Origin of the sequence: Ruegeria lacuscaerulensis (assembly GCF_013031245.1) — a bacterium.
GTDB lineage: Bacteria > Pseudomonadota > Alphaproteobacteria > Rhodobacterales > Rhodobacteraceae > Ruegeria > Ruegeria lacuscaerulensis_C.
Genome location: NZ_WPZL01000009.1, coordinates 21,373 through 38,112, shown reverse-complemented (window position 1 = coordinate 38,112; position 16,740 = coordinate 21,373). Strand labels below are relative to the sequence as shown.

General features: G+C 56.8%; 20 protein-coding genes. 10 read left to right on the top strand and 10 right to left on the bottom strand.

Going from position 1 to position 16,740, the window contains the following annotated elements:
* Nucleotides 1-4 precede the first annotated feature (4 nt).
* The gene (locus GOX66_RS12835) at nucleotides 5-982 is read left to right on the top strand and encodes an ABC transporter ATP-binding protein (protein ID WP_170763138.1); all 978 of its coding nucleotides are present in this window, start codon (nucleotides 5-7) and stop codon (nucleotides 980-982) included.
* The gene (locus tag GOX66_RS12830) at nucleotides 979-1,935 is read left to right on the top strand and encodes an ABC transporter ATP-binding protein (protein WP_170763137.1); all 957 of its coding nucleotides are present in this window, start codon (nucleotides 979-981) and stop codon (nucleotides 1,933-1,935) included. The genes GOX66_RS12835 and GOX66_RS12830 overlap by 4 nt, the downstream gene beginning before the upstream one ends.
* A 6-nt stretch (nucleotides 1,936-1,941) precedes the next feature.
* Here the strand turns inward: GOX66_RS12830 and GOX66_RS12825 are convergent, their stop codons facing one another.
* Entirely contained in the window at nucleotides 1,942-2,616 is a 675-nt protein-coding gene (locus tag GOX66_RS12825) for a GntR family transcriptional regulator (protein ID WP_170763136.1), read from the bottom strand.
* A 170-nt stretch (nucleotides 2,617-2,786) separates the two neighbouring features.
* Here GOX66_RS12825 and GOX66_RS12820 point away from each other — a divergent pair, with 170 nt between their 5' ends.
* Both GOX66_RS12820 and phnY read left to right on the top strand, forming a co-directional pair.
* Complete coding sequence (locus GOX66_RS12820) at nucleotides 2,787-3,806, top strand: GlxA family transcriptional regulator (protein WP_170763135.1); 1,020 nt, start codon at nucleotides 2,787-2,789, stop codon at nucleotides 3,804-3,806.
* A 142-nt stretch (nucleotides 3,807-3,948) separates the two neighbouring features.
* Entirely contained in the window at nucleotides 3,949-5,397 is a 1,449-nt protein-coding gene (gene phnY, locus GOX66_RS12815) for a phosphonoacetaldehyde dehydrogenase (protein WP_170763134.1), read from the top strand.
* Nucleotides 5,398-5,483: 86 nt separating this feature from the next.
* Here the strand turns inward: phnY and GOX66_RS12810 are convergent, their stop codons facing one another.
* The 9 genes from GOX66_RS12810 to GOX66_RS26160 form a co-directional block, all read right to left on the bottom strand.
* Nucleotides 5,484-6,326, bottom strand: coding sequence for a fumarylacetoacetate hydrolase family protein (locus GOX66_RS12810; protein WP_170763133.1), 843 nt, complete (start codon nucleotides 6,324-6,326; stop codon nucleotides 5,484-5,486).
* An 18-nt stretch (nucleotides 6,327-6,344) separates the two neighbouring features.
* Nucleotides 6,345-7,100: an SDR family oxidoreductase gene (locus GOX66_RS12805; protein ID WP_170763132.1), complete on the bottom strand. Its 756-nt coding sequence runs from the start codon at nucleotides 7,098-7,100 to the stop codon at nucleotides 6,345-6,347.
* 8 nt (nucleotides 7,101-7,108) lie between these two features.
* Nucleotides 7,109-8,611 (bottom strand): aldehyde dehydrogenase (NADP(+)), encoded by a 1,503-nt coding sequence (locus GOX66_RS12800; RefSeq protein ID WP_170763131.1) that lies wholly within the window; start codon nucleotides 8,609-8,611, stop codon nucleotides 7,109-7,111.
* Nucleotides 8,612-8,762: 151 nt separating this feature from the next.
* The gene (locus GOX66_RS25815) at nucleotides 8,763-9,182 is read right to left on the bottom strand and encodes a hypothetical protein (RefSeq protein ID WP_237212583.1); all 420 of its coding nucleotides are present in this window, start codon (nucleotides 9,180-9,182) and stop codon (nucleotides 8,763-8,765) included.
* Nucleotides 9,183-9,282: 100 nt separating this feature from the next.
* Nucleotides 9,283-9,405, bottom strand: coding sequence for a hypothetical protein (locus GOX66_RS26060; protein WP_272871514.1), 123 nt, complete (start codon nucleotides 9,403-9,405; stop codon nucleotides 9,283-9,285).
* A 16-nt stretch (nucleotides 9,406-9,421) separates the two neighbouring features.
* Complete coding sequence (locus GOX66_RS12790; protein ID WP_272871513.1) at nucleotides 9,422-9,883, bottom strand: RbsD/FucU domain-containing protein; 462 nt, start codon at nucleotides 9,881-9,883, stop codon at nucleotides 9,422-9,424.
* Nucleotides 9,873-10,583 (bottom strand): aldo/keto reductase, encoded by a 711-nt coding sequence (locus GOX66_RS12785; protein WP_336509475.1) that lies wholly within the window; start codon nucleotides 10,581-10,583, stop codon nucleotides 9,873-9,875. Before GOX66_RS12785 ends, GOX66_RS12790 begins: the two co-directional genes overlap by 11 nt.
* Nucleotides 10,584-10,620: 37 nt before the next feature.
* Nucleotides 10,621-10,860, bottom strand: a complete 240-nt coding sequence (locus GOX66_RS26165) for an aldo/keto reductase (protein ID WP_336509478.1) — start codon at nucleotides 10,858-10,860, stop codon at nucleotides 10,621-10,623.
* An 80-nt stretch (nucleotides 10,861-10,940) separates the two neighbouring features.
* Nucleotides 10,941-11,606 carry an FCD domain-containing protein gene (locus GOX66_RS26160; RefSeq protein ID WP_170763236.1) on the bottom strand — a complete coding sequence of 222 codons (666 nt, stop codon included), beginning with the start codon at nucleotides 11,604-11,606 and terminating at the stop codon, nucleotides 10,941-10,943.
* Between GOX66_RS26160 and GOX66_RS26155 the strand changes: the two genes are divergently transcribed.
* From GOX66_RS26155 to GOX66_RS12755, 6 genes are all read left to right on the top strand, one after another.
* Complete coding sequence (locus tag GOX66_RS26155) at nucleotides 11,605-12,237, top strand: UxaA family hydrolase (RefSeq protein WP_336509474.1); 633 nt, start codon at nucleotides 11,605-11,607, stop codon at nucleotides 12,235-12,237. The two genes, GOX66_RS26160 and GOX66_RS26155, sit on opposite strands and share 2 nt — an antisense overlap.
* A 100-nt stretch (nucleotides 12,238-12,337) precedes the next feature.
* A complete protein-coding gene (locus GOX66_RS26150; protein WP_336509473.1) occupies nucleotides 12,338-13,123 on the top strand; it encodes a hypothetical protein in 786 nt (261 codons plus the stop codon).
* Between the two features lie 432 nt (nucleotides 13,124-13,555).
* Nucleotides 13,556-13,765 carry a hypothetical protein gene (locus GOX66_RS12770; protein ID WP_170763130.1) on the top strand — a complete coding sequence of 70 codons (210 nt, stop codon included), beginning with the start codon at nucleotides 13,556-13,558 and terminating at the stop codon, nucleotides 13,763-13,765.
* Nucleotides 13,766-14,146 carry a type 1 periplasmic-binding domain-containing protein gene (locus GOX66_RS12765; protein WP_170763129.1) on the top strand — a complete coding sequence of 127 codons (381 nt, stop codon included), beginning with the start codon at nucleotides 13,766-13,768 and terminating at the stop codon, nucleotides 14,144-14,146.
* Between the two features lie 87 nt (nucleotides 14,147-14,233).
* Nucleotides 14,234-14,839 carry a GNAT family N-acetyltransferase gene (locus GOX66_RS12760; protein WP_170763128.1) on the top strand — a complete coding sequence of 202 codons (606 nt, stop codon included), beginning with the start codon at nucleotides 14,234-14,236 and terminating at the stop codon, nucleotides 14,837-14,839.
* A gap of 118 nt (nucleotides 14,840-14,957) precedes the next feature.
* Nucleotides 14,958-16,700, top strand: a complete 1,743-nt coding sequence (locus GOX66_RS12755) for an adenylate/guanylate cyclase domain-containing protein (RefSeq protein WP_170763127.1) — start codon at nucleotides 14,958-14,960, stop codon at nucleotides 16,698-16,700.
* Nucleotides 16,701-16,740: the final 40 nt, after the last annotated feature.

The following is a 16,740-nucleotide window of genomic DNA, read 5'->3' as shown; positions in this document are numbered from 1 at the left end:
CGACATGAGCCTATTGGACATCCGGAACCTCACGGTCGAATTTGCCACTGCTTCAGGAAAGTTCCGCGCTGTGGACGGTGTTGATCTGTCTGTAAACAAGGGAGAACTACTGGCCATCGTCGGCGAAAGCGGCTCGGGCAAATCCGTATCTATGCTGGCGCTGATGGGCCTGCTGCCCTGGACTGCCACGATTACCGCGGACGAGATGCGCTTTGAAGGCATTGACCTGACCAAAATCTCGGCGCGGGACCGGCGCAAGATCATCGGCAAGGATATCGCGATGATCTTTCAGGAACCAATGTCGTCGCTGAATCCCTGTTTCACCGTCGGGTTCCAGATCAAAGAAGCTTTGCGCATCCATCTGGGCCTGAACGGCAAGGACCGCCAACAGCGCGCCATCGAGTTGTTCGATCAGGTGGGTATCCCGGCCCCGGAAAGCCGCCTGAACACATTCCCGCACCAGATGTCGGGCGGGATGAATCAGCGGGTCATGATCGCCATGGCCATTGCCTGCAATCCCAAACTGCTTATTGCAGACGAACCTACAACAGCGCTGGACGTCACTATTCAGGCGCAGATTCTGGACTTGCTTGTTCGGTTGAGAGACGAGCAGGGGATGGGCCTGGTGCTGATCACCCACGATATGGGAGTCGTCGCCGAAACCGCCGAGCGGGTGCAGGTGCAATATGCCGGCCAGAAGGTCGAAGAACAGCCCGTGCAGGACCTGTTCCGCACGCCACGCCATCCCTATACGTCTGCGTTGCTGAGTGCACTCCCCGAGCGGGCGACATCCAAGCTGCTGCCGACCATTCCGGGGGTCGTGCCCGGCCAGTTCGATCGGCCCAAGGGGTGTTTGTTCAGCCCCAGATGCCAATATGCAGACGATCTCTGCCGAACATTACCCCCAACCCCGCATAGCGCGGAGTTTGGTAAGGCCCGTTGCCACTATGTCGAAAAGATAACCGCCGGAGAACTGGCATGACCGCCCCCATCGTTCAGGCCAATGCATTGGCCAGGTTTTATTCCGTCAAAGGCGGACTTCTGTCGAAGCCGGTGACGGTCAAGGCGCTGTCCGGCGTGGATTTCGACCTGAAACCGGGTAAGACGCTGGCTATCGTGGGTGAATCCGGCTGCGGAAAATCGACGCTCGCGCGGGTTGTGACGATGATCGAGGAGCCGACTTCGGGCACACTGACCATCGACGGTGTTGAAATCACCCCGTCGAAATGGGCTCAAATGCGCGAAACCGTGCAGATCGTGTTTCAGGACCCCTACGGCTCACTCAATCCACGCCAGCGGATCGGGCAAATTCTGCAGGAACCGTTGATCATCAATCGGCCCGACATGTCCGCTGCTGACCGCGAGGCCCGCGCCCGCGAAATGATTGATCTTGTCGGCCTGCGGCCCGAGCATTACGACCGCTATCCGCACATGTTTTCGGGTGGTCAGCGCCAGCGGATCGCCATTGCCCGCGCTTTGATGCTGAACCCCAAGGTGTTGGTTCTGGACGAGCCGGTCTCGGCGCTGGATGTATCGATTCAGTCGCAAATCTTGAACCTGCTGGTCGAGTTGCAGGACCGTCTGAACCTCGCCTACCTGTTCATCTCGCACGATCTTTCTGTGGTGAAGCACTTCGCCGATGACGTGATCGTCATGTATCTGGGCCGGGCTGTCGAGAAAGCCCCTAAAGAGCAGCTTTTCGCGGCCCCGCGGCATCCTTACTCAAAGGCGCTGCTATCCACGACGCCACGGGCAGACCCGGAAGCGCGAAAAGAGCGGATCAAGCTGGAAGGTGAATTGCCGTCGCCGATGAATATCCCAAAGGGTTGCGCATTTGCGCAACGATGCTGGTTGGCAACCGACGAATGTCGCGCGGCTCCGCCCGAATTGAGCGGAACGACCCACCAGGTCGCGTGCCTGCATCCTCTGGACTGATCGGGCCTATTCGGCGTTTCGTGTGGCCGTGACCATATCCAGCAGCTGATCCTTGGTGCGCTGGATATGTTTGGTCAGCAGATCACAAGCATCCTCGACGCGACCTGCACGGGCCAGTGATAACAGCTGCCGGTGATCTTTCTTTGCCGGTTCACGCTGCTCCATGACGCTCAGGTGCATGCGGACATAGCGGTCGGATTGCAGGTTGACTCGTTTCAAAATCTCGTTCGTTAATCCGCGACCGGCCGCAGCATACAGCGCCTTGTGGTACTCATAATTCAGACTGCCCCACCGGCCCACATCATATGCGTCATAGGACGTTTCCATCGCGTCCAGTAGTCTCTCGCATTCGACGAAATCCGTTTCGATCATCCGCGGGATGGATCTCCGGAACAGATCCACCTCGAGCAGGACGCGAAGGTCGAAAATCTCTCCGATCTCGGACAGGGAATGCGAGGTGACAGAGGCGCCCCGGTTGTTTGTCAACTGCACAAGGCCCTCGGCATCCAGCCGCTTGAGCGCTTCGCGGATAGGCATGCGCGAGACGTCATAGTCTTCGGCCAGCGCTTCCTGGCGGATGGTTTCGCCCTCGGCCATCTCGCCGCTCAAAATCCGCTCACGCAGATCATTTGTGATAACATCCGGCAGGCTTTGCCGTGGGATCGCGCGGGTTCTGGGCATTGATCTGTCTCGAGCGGTGCAAATTTGTATCCAAAATACAAAATGAGCGAGTAATTTCCAAGAGTTTTGAATGCATTGATATCTATTTGGTGTTCATTATTTCAAAGCGCCCTATTGGATCGTAGAAACAATCCTGCGCCGGCGGCTTGGCAGACGAGAGGAGGGGAGATTTGGACAATCAGCGTTTCCTGCCCAAAGGTGCGATTTCCGTGGACGTTCCCTACGACGGCCCGCCAAAAACCTTTCATTTCCTGCTTCTCCCCAAAACGACGATGCTGGCCTTCAGCGCGGCAATTGAGCCGCTGCGCATTTCAAACCAGTTGGCCAGAAAGCAATTGTTCGAGTGGTACATCCTGTCGCCGGACGGCGCTCCGGTGACATGTTCCAATGGCATCGGCATTCAGGTGGATCACCCAATGCACGACCTGGACAAGGGGGCTTATACGTTCGTTTGTTCGGGAACGGAGCCGATGGCGTCATTCGACGCACGCGTTCTGAACTGGATACGGCGGCAAAAGGCCCATGGGTGTGAGTTCGGAGGTATTTGCACCGGCGCCTTCGCCCTGGCCAAAGCCGGGCTGATCGGAAACAGAAAATTTACGGTGCACTGGGAAAACCGCCCCGGGTTTTGCGAAAATTTCTCGACGATGGTGCCGACGCAGAACCTTTATGAAATCGATGGCAAACTGCGGACCTGCGGGGGCGGGCACGCCAGCACAGACATGATGCTGGAAGTTATCGAGGAGATGTTCGGCAATGCTCTGGCGGTGAGTGTCTCCGAGATGTGTCTGCATCGCCGGGCGAGCGAGAGCGGCAGCAGGCAGGTCTCGCCAGTTTCGGCCTTGCTGGGTACGCGGAATGCCAAACTTATCGAAGCCGTACAGATCATGCGGGACAATATTGAATCCCCCCTCAGCCTTGAGGCCGTGGCCGATCAGGCATCGCTATCCCGGAGACACATGGAGCGCCTGTTCAAACAGCACACCAACATGTCACCGGGCCGGTTTTACAATAACCTCCGACTGGACCGCGCCTTTGCCTTGCTAAGCGAAACAAATCTGAGCGTATCCGAGATCGCCTTTGCGTCCGGGTTCTCCAGCACCGACCGCCTTTCAGTCCATTTCAGGGGGCGATACAAGGTTTCTCCACACAATTTTCGACGATCCTGGGCGCATGATGGGGACGGATGAGATCAATATGATCAGTTGATCCGACAACAACTCCGCTTTTTACTCAACGGCATCATTGATTTGGGCAACGCACCGGAGTTACGCAATCTCGACGACTTTTTACCCAATCAAAGCAACGGCTCAGCGAGACATGGACGAGATCATGAATACATCCGACATTCGCAACGAAGGTATGCGCATTGGGGGAAAGGTTGTCTTTACCGATGCCAAAGTGCCAGTGCATTACCCCTATACTAATGAAGTCGTGGGAACTGTTCCCGCGGGCACCGCCGAACATGCACGGAAAGCCTTCGAACTTGCCGCGAACTACACGCCCAAACTGACCCGGTATGAGCGTAGCCAGATTCTGCAACGTGCAGGCGAATTAATCGGTGAGAAGCGCGAATACCTGGCGAAATGGCTGACGCTGGAACTGGGTATTTGCCACCAGCACGCGATCTATGAAACCAAGCGCGCGCAAGACGTCTATCAATTCGCTGCCGCAGAGGCTCTGAAGGATGATGGCGAGATTTTCTCGTGCGATCTGACTCATAACGGCAGGGAACGTAAAATTTTCACCAAGCGTGAACCGGTCAAGGCGATCAGCGCGATTACGCCGTTCAACCATCCCCTGAACATGGTTAGCCACAAGATAGCGCCAGCGATTGCGACCAATAACTGCATGGTGTGCAAGCCCACCGAGCTGACGCCTCTGACCGCACTGACCCTGGCCGATATCCTGTACGAGGCAGGTCTGCCGCCCGAGATGTTCCAGGTGGTCACCGGCTGGCCGCAGGATATCGGTGACGAGATGATCACTAACGAAAATATTGACATCATCACTTTCACCGGCGGTGTTCTGGTGGGCAAGGTGATTGCCTCGAAAGCGGGGTACAAACGTCAGGCGCTGGAACTGGGCGGCAACGATCCGCTAATCGTTCTGAACGACCTGAATGATGCCGATCTGGATAGGGCCGCCGCCATCGCCGTGGCCGGAGCTACCGGCAATTCGGGTCAGCGCTGCACCGCGATCAAACGCATTCTGGTGCAGGACAGCGTGGCGGATAAATTTGTGCAGCTGGTTTTGGAAAAAGCCAAAGCCGTCCGATTTGGCGACCCACAAGACCCGAACACACAGTTGGGATGCGTGATCCATGAACGAGCCGCAGAGTTGTTTGAGAAACGCGTTTTCATGGCCGCAGAAGCTGGCGCGGAAATCCTATACCATCCCGGCCGTCAGGGCGCGCTTTTGCCGCCGATTGTCGTCGACAAGGTTCCTCATGACAGCGAATTGGTGATGGAGGAAACCTTTGGCCCCATTGTACCCATCGTTCGGGTTCCGGACGACGACGCCAAGGTCATGGAAATCTCTAATGGTACCGAGTTCGGCCTGTCCTCGGGCGTGTGCACCAACGATCTGAACCGCGCGATAGCCTATATCAACGGTCTGGATGTTGGCACCTGCAACATCTGGGAGCAGCCCGGCTACCGGATAGAGATGTCACCCTTCGGCGGCATAAAGAACAGCGGCAATGGCGTCAAAGAAGGAGTCATCGAGGCGATGAAATTCTTCACCAACGTCAAGACATACTCGTTGCCCTGGCCGGGATAACTGTCTGAAAAGGCTAAAAATGCTGCACCGGGTTCATTCGCTGATCCGGGACACTTCTTTTCCGCATGTGGCTTTCGTCAGTGAGGTCATCCCTGAAGGACATCCTGCCGCTGCACACCCAGTCCTTCGATGCCCAATTCCATCTTGTCGCCGGGTTTCAGATAAGCCTGCGGGTTTTGTCCCATGCCAACCCCCGGAGGCGTCCCGGTTGAGACCACATCACCCGGTTGCAACGACATGAATTGCGATAGGTGCGAGACGATTGTGGCCACCCCAAAATGCATCGTGTTGGTCGAGCCGTCCTGATAGCGGTGCCCGTTCACCTCGAGATACATCGGCAGATCCTGAGGATCGGCCACCTCGTCGCGCGTCACCAGCCAGGGGCCGATCGGGCCGAACGTATCCGCCGATTTTCCTTTGACCCATTGACCCGATCGATGCATTTGAAAATCACGTTCCGACAGATCGTTTACCACACAGTAACCGGCGACGTGGTCCTGTGCATCGGCCTCGGACACGTATTTGGTCTCTTTTCCGATGACCACACCCAGTTCGACCTCCCAGTCGGTTTTGGCCGATCCGCGCGGGATTTCGACCGGGTCGTTCGGGCCGATGATGGCCGAGGTAGCCTTGAAAAAGACCACAGGTTCGGCAGGCAGTTCCAATCCACTTTCGGCGGCGTGGTCGGCGTAGTTCAGACCGATACAAACGAACTTGCCCACCTGACCAACACACGCCCCAATACGCGGGTCGCCCTCGACCACAGGCAGGCCGGCAAGATCCAGACCCCGCAGCATCGTGAGGTTTTCATCGCCCAGCACCGCACCCGAAATATCACGCACAACGCCCGAGAGATCGCGGATCTTGCCGCCTTCATCCAGCACACCGGGTTTTTCCGAGCCAACCGGTCCATAGCGCAGAAGTTTCATCTCGTGTTTCCTTTCAGCTCAGATGGTCCAGCCGCCGCCGATGGCTATAGCCTGTCCGGTGGTATATTTGCTGGCATCGCTTGCGAGGTAGAGCGCAAGTTCTGCGATCTCGTCGGTTGTTCCGATACGGCCCATAGGCTGGCGCGCGATAAAATCCGTCATTGCCTTCTCGTAGTCTCCGGTAGCGCGCAGGCGGTCATGCAGGCTGGGACTGTCGACCGTACCCGGGCATATCGCATTGCAACGGATGTCATGCGTCACGAAATCGGCGGCAACCGATTTTGTCAGCCCGATCACCGCGGCTTTTGACGCGCAATAGGCAAAGCGGTTCGGCACGCCCTTAAGTGAAGATGCAACCGATGACATGTTGATGATCGAACCGCCGCCATTTTCCAGCATCGCAGGTAAGGTCAATTGGATCAGTCGGTACATGGACTTGACGTTGAGGTCGAAGCTGAAGTTCCAGTCATCTTCCTGACAATCCAGAATGGAGCCGTTTGCCACGTAACCGGCGCAGTTGAACAGGACGTCCAGCGGCGGTAAATCCGCCGCTGCCGACTGGACGGCTCTGGCGTCGGTGACATCCAGTTTCAAGGTCCGGATACCTTTTGTTTCACCTAAATCCTCCAGTGCCGCGTCGTTGATATCGCTGGCGATGACCTGCGCGCCTTCTGCAGCGAACAATTTCGCTGTAGCCCGGCCGATGCCCTGACCCGCAGCCGTGATCAGGGCACATTTGCCGAACAGGCGGTTGGATGGAGTGAAATTTGTCATGCCTTAGCTCACGCCTCTTCCGGCAGTAGATCTGCAGGAATGTTCTGATAGCAAACGGGCCTCAGGAACCGACGGATCGACAGGGTTCCTACCGAGGTTGCGCCAAAATTGGTTGAGGCAGGGTAGGGGCCCCCGTGAACCATGCTGTCACAGACCTCGACACCTGTGGGAAAGCCATTGGCCAGCAACCGGCCCGCTTTGCGCTCCAGCACGGGCACCAATTTGCGGGCGGTCTCAATGTCACCCGCATCCATGTGCAAGGTGCAGGTCAATTGCCCTTCGACCGCCCGGGCGATGTCCAACATCTGATTGGCATCGCGGGCGCGGACAATGATGCCCGTGGGGCCAAAAACCTCTTTATGCAAATTGTCATCAGCCAACCAGTCGTCGCCGGATACGACGAACAAGTTAGGGGCGGCGCAACGCGGCGCGCTGTCCTCACCCACCACCTGGCTGACCCCTGACCCGGCGGCATATTGCGCCACGCCATTGCGATAAGCATCTGCAATTCCACGTGTCAGCATGGTCTGTTCCGCCGTTTCCTCCAATGCGGACTGGGTCGTCGTCAGCAATGCTTCGGCCCCCGGTCCGTCAACCACAACGGCGATGCCGGGGTTGGTGCAAAACTGGCCCGCGCCCATGGTCAATGACGCCGCCCAACCCGTGCCGATTTCCGCCGCCCGTGCGACGGCTGCATTGGGGAGGACAAACATCGGGTTGACCGATCCAAGCTCACCAAAGAACGGAATGGGCTCATCGCGTTGTGCGCACAGGTCAAACAGCGCCCGACCGGCCCGCAACGACCCGGTAAATCCCACCGCCCTGATCAGAGGGTGCCGGGCCAATGCCGCGCCAACCTCGATCCCGTCGCTTTGGACCAATGAGAACGTGCCCACGGGATTGCCGGTCGCCTTCACCGCCGCATCAATGGCCTGCGCCACGATTTCACCGGTACCGGGATGCGCCGGATGGCCCTTCACGACAACCGGGCAGCCTGCCGCCAGCGCTGCGGCGGTGTCACCACCTGCGACCGAGAAAGCCAGTGGGAAGTTTGATGCGCCAAATACCGCGACCGGCCCCAGGGGGCGCTGGATCATGCGCAAGTCCGGGCGGGGCAGGGGGGCACGGTCCGGCATGGCGGGGTCATGACGCTGATCCAGATACTCTCCCGTTTCGATGTGATCCGCGAACAGGCGCAGTTGGCCGACTGTACGCCCACGCTCACCTTGAAGTCGAGCTTCGGGAAGGCCGGTTTCCTGACAGCCGATCTCGGTTATAGCATCGCCGCGCGCGTCGATCTCGTCTGCGATCCTGCGCAGCAAGGCGGCACGATCAGCCCGCGAAGACCAACCAAAAGTGGCAAACGCATCTTCGGCTGCTTTTACAGCCGCATCTACATCCGCAGCTGTCCCAACGGCGAATTCATGACTGGGCCCATGCGCAGGGTCCGAGGAAAAAGTGGCCACGCCACCAACCCATTCTCCGGCGATCAGATGTTTTCCTGTCAACATATTCATTCTCTCTCAAATCAAGCCGCATTCGGCGAGGTTTCGCATCAAGTGGGACGCCCCGAACTGCCATTCAGGACACTCGGTCGACAGATGTACTGTATTGGTCAACGCACCCAATTTGTCATTTGAAATCGTGACGATGTAGCGCCGTTTATGTAAAGCCACCATCCGGAGTATCGCGATCCTGTGTCGAGGCAAGAAAGGTTCTCAAAAACAGCATCAACCCGTCGGGGTACTGGTGGTGCCGTCCTATTGTTTGCTTCACCAGATCGAACGGTCTCCGGCTGATCTGAGACGTCGAGAAATGGCCGTTCAGAACAAACCCGCCTGGCCCGATTACCGATAGCTTCAGGTCTGTCGTCCGGACTTCATCCAAGGTGAAACCGTCATCAAACAACCGGATCATCGGCCCGATTGCACATGAGGTATTGTTGTCCTTGGCAGGCGAGCCACTGAATGTCTTCATCCGGCGAGCCCAGCCCCTCTCCGGGCGCGTCGTGCACATAGTCGGTGGCATCTTTGTGTCTGTGATATCGTGCACTTTGGGGGCCGTTTTTGCGGTGATGTCCACGACCATCCCCTTGCGCAGGGTAACCACAGAGAGTCCACGTCCGGGGCGTTCTGGACGCCCAAGCTACAGCCCGCCGCAATCCAATTTCGTTAAAGTCACTTCAATCCCTGAGGTTATAAGCCCGGGTGGCATTGCCTCTCAGAACCGCATTGCGTTCCGTTTCCGTCAACGCACCCAGCAACTCATCTGTTGCGTCCAGCCAACTCTCATAACTGCAGGCCAATGTGCAGACCGGCCATTCACTCCCCCCAGATCAAGCGGTTCGGACCGAAAGTGTTCAACAGGTGATCGACGTATGGCCGTAGGTCTTCGATCGTCCAATTGGCTGCAGCTTCGGTAACCAGCCCCGAAAGTTTGCACCAGGCACCGGTTTCGCGGGCCAGCAAGGCCATATCCTCGGCCCATCCGGCAATAATACCGTCCCGGATCATCGGTTTGGATCCGTAGTCGATCACCGCGTCTGGGTCGCCGACAACCTGCATGATCAGCCCCGGGTCCGGCGCGAAGCTGTCCAGCGGAATGACGGACAGCACAGCCCGCAGGATCTCGCTTGCCGAGCACCCGTCGGCGCGGATGCAATTGGATCCGACGCTGAGGCCCGGGAAATTCGCGTCGGCAATCACGATCTCATCCCCGTGGCCCTTTGCCCGCAGCGCGTACAAAAGGTCGGGTGAGAGAATTGGGTCGATGTCACGCAGCAATGACGGCCTCTACTGGCAGCGGCGCTTCAGGGTGGATCAGATTTTCGCCCCGCAAATCAGACCAAAGGCCCGCAGGAAAATCATGGTTAAGTAGCGCCACATTGGCTTGCACTTCGGCCCCGCTGACCGCGCCGGGAATAACGGTTTTAACACACGGGTGCGCCAAGACGATTTGCAGGGCCGCCGCAATCAGGGGCGTATCATGCGCCACGCAAACCGCCTCGATCCTGCGGACTCGGTCCAGAGTTTCCGCAGGCGCGTCTGTATAGTTGTACCTAGCACCCGGTATAGCTCCGGTCGCCAAAATGCCCGAGTTGTAGGGGCCACCCAGAATAATCCCAACATCGCGTTCTTCACATCGCAGCAGGAAGCTGTCCAACGCCTCTTGCTCCAAAAGTGTATAGCGACCGGCAAGGAGGAATCCGTCGAAATCCCCCAGCCCCAGCAGTTTCTCGCAGACCTGCCATTCGTTCACACCGGCGCCGAATGCGGAGATCTCGCCCGCGTCACGCAGTTCAACAAGCGCCTTGTAGCCGCCACCGTTGAACAGTTCGCGCACTTTGGCATCCGACATTTTCAGGCTGCCCTGGCTGATTACACTTACATCGTGCACCAGCAGGATATCGGCATTTGCCACGCCAAGCCGTTTCCGGCTGGCTTCATTGGATCGCATTACCCTGCCATCGGTGTAGTCAAACACGATGCGCTCTGCGGGACATCCACGAAAGCCTCGGGTGTCACTTCGTGCGGCTCACAGTCCAGCAGCAGGCGCCCGATCTTGGTCGAAAGTTTAATATTCTCGCGACCAAACCGAGCGATCGCCTCGCCGAAGCACGCTCAGATCGGCCAAGCCCATACTGCGGTGCGGTATCAAAAAAGCGAATGCCTGCGTCAAATGCGGCCTGTAGCGCGGACTGCGCGTCCTCGTCCGACACTTTGCGATACAGATTGCCCAAGGGTGCGCGACCAAAACCCATGCGGGTCAAAGGAACCGGCCGTGCCGTGCGATTGTTTAATAGCTCGGTCTGTGAAACGCTCATCCTGCCTCTCGTGCCGGTTATGGCGCGATATTGAATAGATGGGGCCTTTCCCGCGACAGCACTTCGATCCGTGGCATAAACTGCCGCAGATGGTGGCGCATGGCATTCTGTGCCGCCTGTTCATCGCGGTCCGGTATATCAGCATGAATCGCGCGATGCTCTGCAAGCGATTCGGCAATGCGCCCCGGTGTCGGCAGCAACGGGATTCGGGCGCGGCTGACCTGCAAAGACACAGTCTGTGCCACATCTCCCAGACGCTTGAAGCCTGTGAATTCCATCAGCAATACATGGAACTCTTCGTCTGCCTGATAGAACGCGGGGATGTCCTCATCTTCGATTAACAGTTCCTGCAAGCGCATATTGCGGCTGAGTTTCTTGCGCTGGTCTTCGGTCAGTTCGCGGGCCACATTGGCAACGATCGCCAGTTCCAGCGCTTCGCGCAGAAACATGCCCTCGCGGATTTCTGGCATTGAAAAATAGGAAACCCGCGTACCGGATTGCGAGACGACATCCACCAGTCCTTCAGATGCAAGCCGGGCAATCGCTTCGGTCACGGGCGCTCGTGACACGCCCAGCCGTTGGCAAATCGGGGCCTTTCTGAGGTTCGCCCCAGGCGGGAAATCAAGGGACAGGATGGGCTGCTTGATCGACTGGTTAACCCGCTGCGCCTGCGAGGGAGAAATGCAAACAGATCATAAAATTAAGGCGTCTGAGGTAGCAACTCGCGACACGGCCAGATTGAACCCCGATGACAATGTTGTAATTGCGCTGCGTGATCGGCAGGCCGGAGAACAGCCGTTCGACGTGTCTGCTCCACCGGCAAATTCGATTTCGCGCGGCCACAATATCGCCTCTGTTACGATTGCGGAAGGTGAAAACGTCATTCGATACGGTCAGATCATCGGGCAGGCGAAAGCTGACATCGCCCCCGGAGAGCACGTTCATGTGCAAAACCTTGGCATGGGTGCGCATCAACAGGATTACGACCACGCCAGTACCAACTCACTCATGCCAGAAATCGCAGAAGGACGCACCTTTCAGGGCTTTCATCGCGCCGACGGCAAGGTTGGGACGCGAAACTATATCGGCATTCTGACAAGGGTGAATTGTTCGGGGTCGGTGGCGCGTTTTATTGCGGAAGCGGCCGGGAAGTCTGGTCTCCTGGAAGATTACTTCAATGTCGATGGAGTGGTCTCGATTGTACATGGGACCGGCTGCGGCATGTCAGGCAAGGACGAAGGTTACGCGACCCTGTTCCGAACTTTGGCCGGATATGCGCAACACCCGAATTTCCCGGGCACTTTGCTGATCTGATTGGCGGCCGTCCAATCAGACAAGATGGTGCGCTGCGCTATGTGACTATTCAAAACGAGGAGGGAACACGACGGACCGTCCAACGCGGTTTGGAAGAACTGTGCAGCATCGCGGAACTGGCCAATCAGGCCACTCGGGAACCGGCTCCGGTCAGCGCGATTACAGTCGGGATGCTGTGCGGCGGATCGGACGGGTATTCGGGATGACTGCCAACCCGGCTCTGGGGTATGCATCGGACCTTTTGGTTCGCCTTGGTGGCATGACAATCCTGTCGGAAACCTCTGAGGTTTACGGGGCTGAGCACCTTTTGACACGCCGCGCGAAAACCCCCGCAATTGGGCAAAAACTTAGCGACCGCATTCACTGGTGGGAGGACTACGCCGAGCGCAACGGCGGCGAGATGGACAACAACCCCAGCTCCGGAAACAGACGCGGCGGGTTGACGACCATCCTGGAAAAATCTCTGGGTGCGGTCGCCAAGGGTGGCACCGCCCCGCTGTGCGACGTCTACAAGTACGGCGAGAGGATCGACAATAAGGGCTTTGTCTTCATGGATAGTCCTGGTTTCGATCCATGCTCGTTCACGGGGCAGGTGGACTCTGGCGCGAACCTGATCGTGTTTACGACAGGGCGGGGATCGGTCTCGGGCTATCAGCCCACGCCTTGCATCAAGTTGGCCACTAACTCGGAGATGTACGCTCGCATGGCCGAGGACATGGACCTGAACTGTGGCGACATCATCACCGACGGGGTCAGCACCGAGGACAAAAGCGAAGAACTGTTCGAGATTCTGAGCCGCGTGGCGTCAGCGGATAAAACCAATAGCGAGGAGCTTGGCTTTGGAGGAGTTGAATTCGTCCCCTGGCAAGTTGGTGCAGCGATGTAACGCGCGCACGACCCGAAGGGAGAGAGCCAAATGGATGATCTGAACCGGGGAAAGGCCATCCAAGATGCCGGCTTTTCGGTTCAGAAGGGTGAAGTTCTCGTACTTGCCGGATTGATGGGTGCAGACTGACGAAAAAGACGGCGGCCAAATCCTTGAGCACGGCAAGACTGTAACAATCAAATCCCGCAGGGGCGCCGTGCGCTCCGGGGTTGGCTGTTTGCCCGTAGACCGCAAGCGTTCGGCCGGGCTACAAGCGTAATTAAGCGGGACAACATCGCCGTAATGTGTGGGGATCGGCCGCCCGGCGGTAAAGATACCACCAAGGCAGACACCATGCATCTGGCCACTTAACGCAATGCGGCGGTGCAGGTTGTAGTGACAGCACAATGGTCTCCGCATTGAAAATCGACAAGTAAATACCTAACGCGGGGTTTGTCGGAAAACGGCACCTATCAAAAGCTATTGGCCGTTAACCGTCTGATGCCCTGGCGAGCGGCTTCGGTCAACGGGCTGCTGGCTGTTGCGGCAACACTGATCATCATCATCGGCAGCATCGACCGCCGCGATGGTTTCGTAAATAGTATGGCGGAAAAACACCCGAACATAGAAGTCGTTACCGTTAAGTACGGTCAGGGTGACTGATTGAAGTCAACCGGAGCGACCAAAGCGTTCCTGACGACCAAACCTGGTCTGAGTGGTATTTTCAGCACCAATGACTGCTCAGCTATAGGTGCTGCGAAAGGCGCGCAGGAACTGGGCACTGAAGGCATGGTCATGATTGGTTATGAAACGGTAAAAGCCGCCGTTGCCGCAATGAAGGGCAAAGGCACCGCGGTACTGATCGACACCAGCTACTACCACGATGCGCCAAATATGGATGATCGGAAAATCCCGGCGGTTCTTCATGGATTAAGACTTAACCATTTTGGGACTGACCGGCCCTTCCAGTCGAAGACAAAGCACCTGCGGAATCCCACCGCAATGCCTGGTTTTTCTCGTTTCGTAATTTTGACGTTTTTATGATACTGTCCAACAGATAATTTTTGTCATTGATTGAAGGTAGTTCTTGCATTGCCCGACAAACCCAACAGCGTTTTTAGGCTGCGCCCCATGGAGAAGGCCGATCTGGAAGTTGTCACGCCCTGGTTTCAGGACATTGAGGACCTCGCCCGATTTGACCGGACGTCCCGAATACCATTCAACCTTGCCCAAACCGAAGATGTCTGGAGCGATGCTTTCAGCCCGTCCGGAAGCAAGTGTAAATGTTGGTTTGTCATTGAATCCGACAGCGGGCAAGTTCTGGGTTTGGCCGGCCTCGAAGCTATTTCTCCTGTTAACCGAGACGCTGTTATTGCCATGTTCGTGGAGAAATCGGCCCGGCGACTAGGCCTAGCAATCAGAGCGACGGCGTTGGTTGTCGACTTTGCCTTTCGCCAGCTTGGTTTGAACAGGTTGACGTCCTACTACCGCTCTGACAATCACATCAGCCGCGATCTTGTCGCAAGAATTGGCTGCCAGGTCGAAGGAACGATGCGACAAGCGTGGTACGCAGACGGGCAGTATCACGACATGCTTGTGGTCGGTGTACTTAGAGAAGATTGGATGGCTCGGAGACTAAGCCTGGCGAATGAACTCTGCCCGAATACGATCGTCACGTTCGGTTCAAGCAAATCCGCAATCTGGTCTTGGCCACCACAAAACGACAGGCTTGAATGACGGCCTCTCAATTGCTTCCAGATTACAAATGCATTTTTTGCTATAGAATAATAACCGGGTTCGAGTGCAGCCCCTTAATCGAGTAACGCCTGTGAACACCTCCAGCTCAAATCCAACAATGACACAGAAGCTAGGCGCAATCTTATTTGCAGATGTCGTGGGCTATTCCCGATTGATGAGTGAAAACGAGCTGGACACTTACAACTCTCTGAAATCATTGCTTTATCAGCTGGAAGAAACTTGTGCGCGCTTCCATGGCCGTGTGGTTGAAGTGCGGGGCGATGGCATATTGGCCCTATTTGAAACAGCAACAAGCGCGGTGGAGTTCGGGGTGGAACTTCACCGGATCGCGAGTGAGCACAACCAGAACGGCGCGGAAGATCAGCGAATCAAGTTCCGTGCTGGCGTTCACTTGGGGGAAATCCTGATCGATGACCGCGGCATTCACGGCGACAATGTTAATATCGCTGCCAGACTTCAGGAAATTGCCGAACCTGAGCGGGTTTATGTCAGCTCCGCAGTCTACGACCAAGTCTGCAATCGACTTCGGTATGGGTATGAATTCCTTGGGCCCAAACACCTAAAGAATATTGTTTCGCCAATCTCGACTTATTGCGTCCGCAGCGAAGTCGCGGGTGCCACAATGGCCGGAACAATGCGACCGGATATGCCTGGGGACTTGCTGGAACGCCCGGACACCCCGTCAGTGGCCATTCTGCCCTTCAGCAGCATAGGCGGGGACGAGTCGGACAACTGGATTGCCGAGGGCTTGACCGACGACATCATCATGAACTTGTCCAAGTTCAAAAACCTGTTTGTCATAGCGCGGAATTCGTCCTTTTTTTTCAAAACTCAGGCGATGCCACCGAAGGAGGCTGCGCAAAGGCTGAACGTACGCTACGTCGCCCGGGGCAGTGTTCGCCGATCGACCAGTCGCATACGGATTACGGTTGAACTGATCGACGCCAGCACCGAGCGCACCATCTGGGGCGAGAGGTTTGATCGCAAGATCGACGACATCTTCGATATTCTTGATGAAGTAACCGAGTGTATTGTGGCCGCAACAGCGGTTATGATCGAGTCGCACGAAAAACAGCGTATGATTCAGTCTGTTCCGTCCGACCTTGAGGCCTACGGCTCGGTTCTTCAGGGTCAGTACCACATCTTCAAATACACCCGTAACGACAACAGGAAAGCGCAGGATTGTTACCAATCCGCGCTCGAGCGGGACGGGGGCTATGCCCGTGCCGCAGCAGCGTTATCCCGGACTTTGAACATTGACTGGCGGTACTCCTGGGCCGAAGACCCTGCTTCAGCTCTGGATAAAGCATTGAATCTGGCACAGCGCTCTATTGAACTCGACCCGACGGACGCGCGCGGGTTCGGCGAATTAGGGTATGTGCACCTGTATAGAAAAGAACATGACGCCGCGATTCAATCGTATCAGCGCGCATTGGCACTGAATCCAAATGACGCGGACATGCATTCGGATTATGCCGATGCACTCGCCCATTATGGTGACAACGAAACCGCAATCACTCATATCCAACAAGCGATGCGACTGAACCCCTATTTCCCGGACCAATATCTGTGGCACCTGGGCGGCGCTTATTACAACCTCAGACGTTATGACGACGTCATTGAAACCGTTAATAAAATGAACAACCCGACCGAGGGGCAACGTATGCTGGCGGCAAGTTACGCTCAGTTGGGGCAAACAGATATGGCGCGCCAGATTACGGACAAGCACCGCGCGGCTCATCCTAATTTTTCGCTGGCGCGGTGGGCAACGGTCCAGCCAGACCGACTGGAAGAAGATACCCAGCATTTCGTCGAAGGGTTGAAAAAGGCCGGGTTCTGATTGATCACGAAAAAGGGCGCGTTTCCGGCGCGCCCTTTTT

Bases quoted from the DNA above. Each gene is read 5' to 3' on its own strand.
- GOX66_RS12835 (WP_170763138.1), top strand. From the start codon at position 5: ATGAGCCTATTGGACATCCGGAACCTCACGGTCGAATTTGCCACTGCT.
- GOX66_RS12830 (WP_170763137.1), top strand. From the start codon at position 979: ATGACCGCCCCCATCGTTCAGGCCAATGCATTGGCCAGGTTTTATTCC.
- GOX66_RS12825 (WP_170763136.1), bottom strand. From the start codon at position 2,616: ATGCCCAGAACCCGCGCGATCCCACGGCAAAGCCTGCCGGATGTTATC.
- phnY (WP_170763134.1), top strand. From the start codon at position 3,949: ATGAATACATCCGACATTCGCAACGAAGGTATGCGCATTGGGGGAAAG.
- GOX66_RS12810 (WP_170763133.1), bottom strand. From the start codon at position 6,326: ATGAAACTTCTGCGCTATGGACCGGTTGGCTCGGAAAAACCCGGTGTG.
- GOX66_RS12805 (WP_170763132.1), bottom strand. From the start codon at position 7,100: ATGACAAATTTCACTCCATCCAACCGCCTGTTCGGCAAATGTGCCCTG.
- GOX66_RS12800 (WP_170763131.1), bottom strand. From the start codon at position 8,611: ATGTTGACAGGAAAACATCTGATCGCCGGAGAATGGGTTGGTGGCGTG.
- GOX66_RS26165 (WP_336509478.1), bottom strand. From the start codon at position 10,860: ATGGGTTTTGGTCGCGCACCCTTGGGCAATCTGTATCGCAAAGTGTCG.
- GOX66_RS26155 (WP_336509474.1), top strand. From the start codon at position 11,605: ATGCAAACAGATCATAAAATTAAGGCGTCTGAGGTAGCAACTCGCGAC.
- GOX66_RS12760 (WP_170763128.1), top strand. From the start codon at position 14,234: ATGGAGAAGGCCGATCTGGAAGTTGTCACGCCCTGGTTTCAGGACATT.
- GOX66_RS12755 (WP_170763127.1), top strand. From the start codon at position 14,958: ATGACACAGAAGCTAGGCGCAATCTTATTTGCAGATGTCGTGGGCTAT.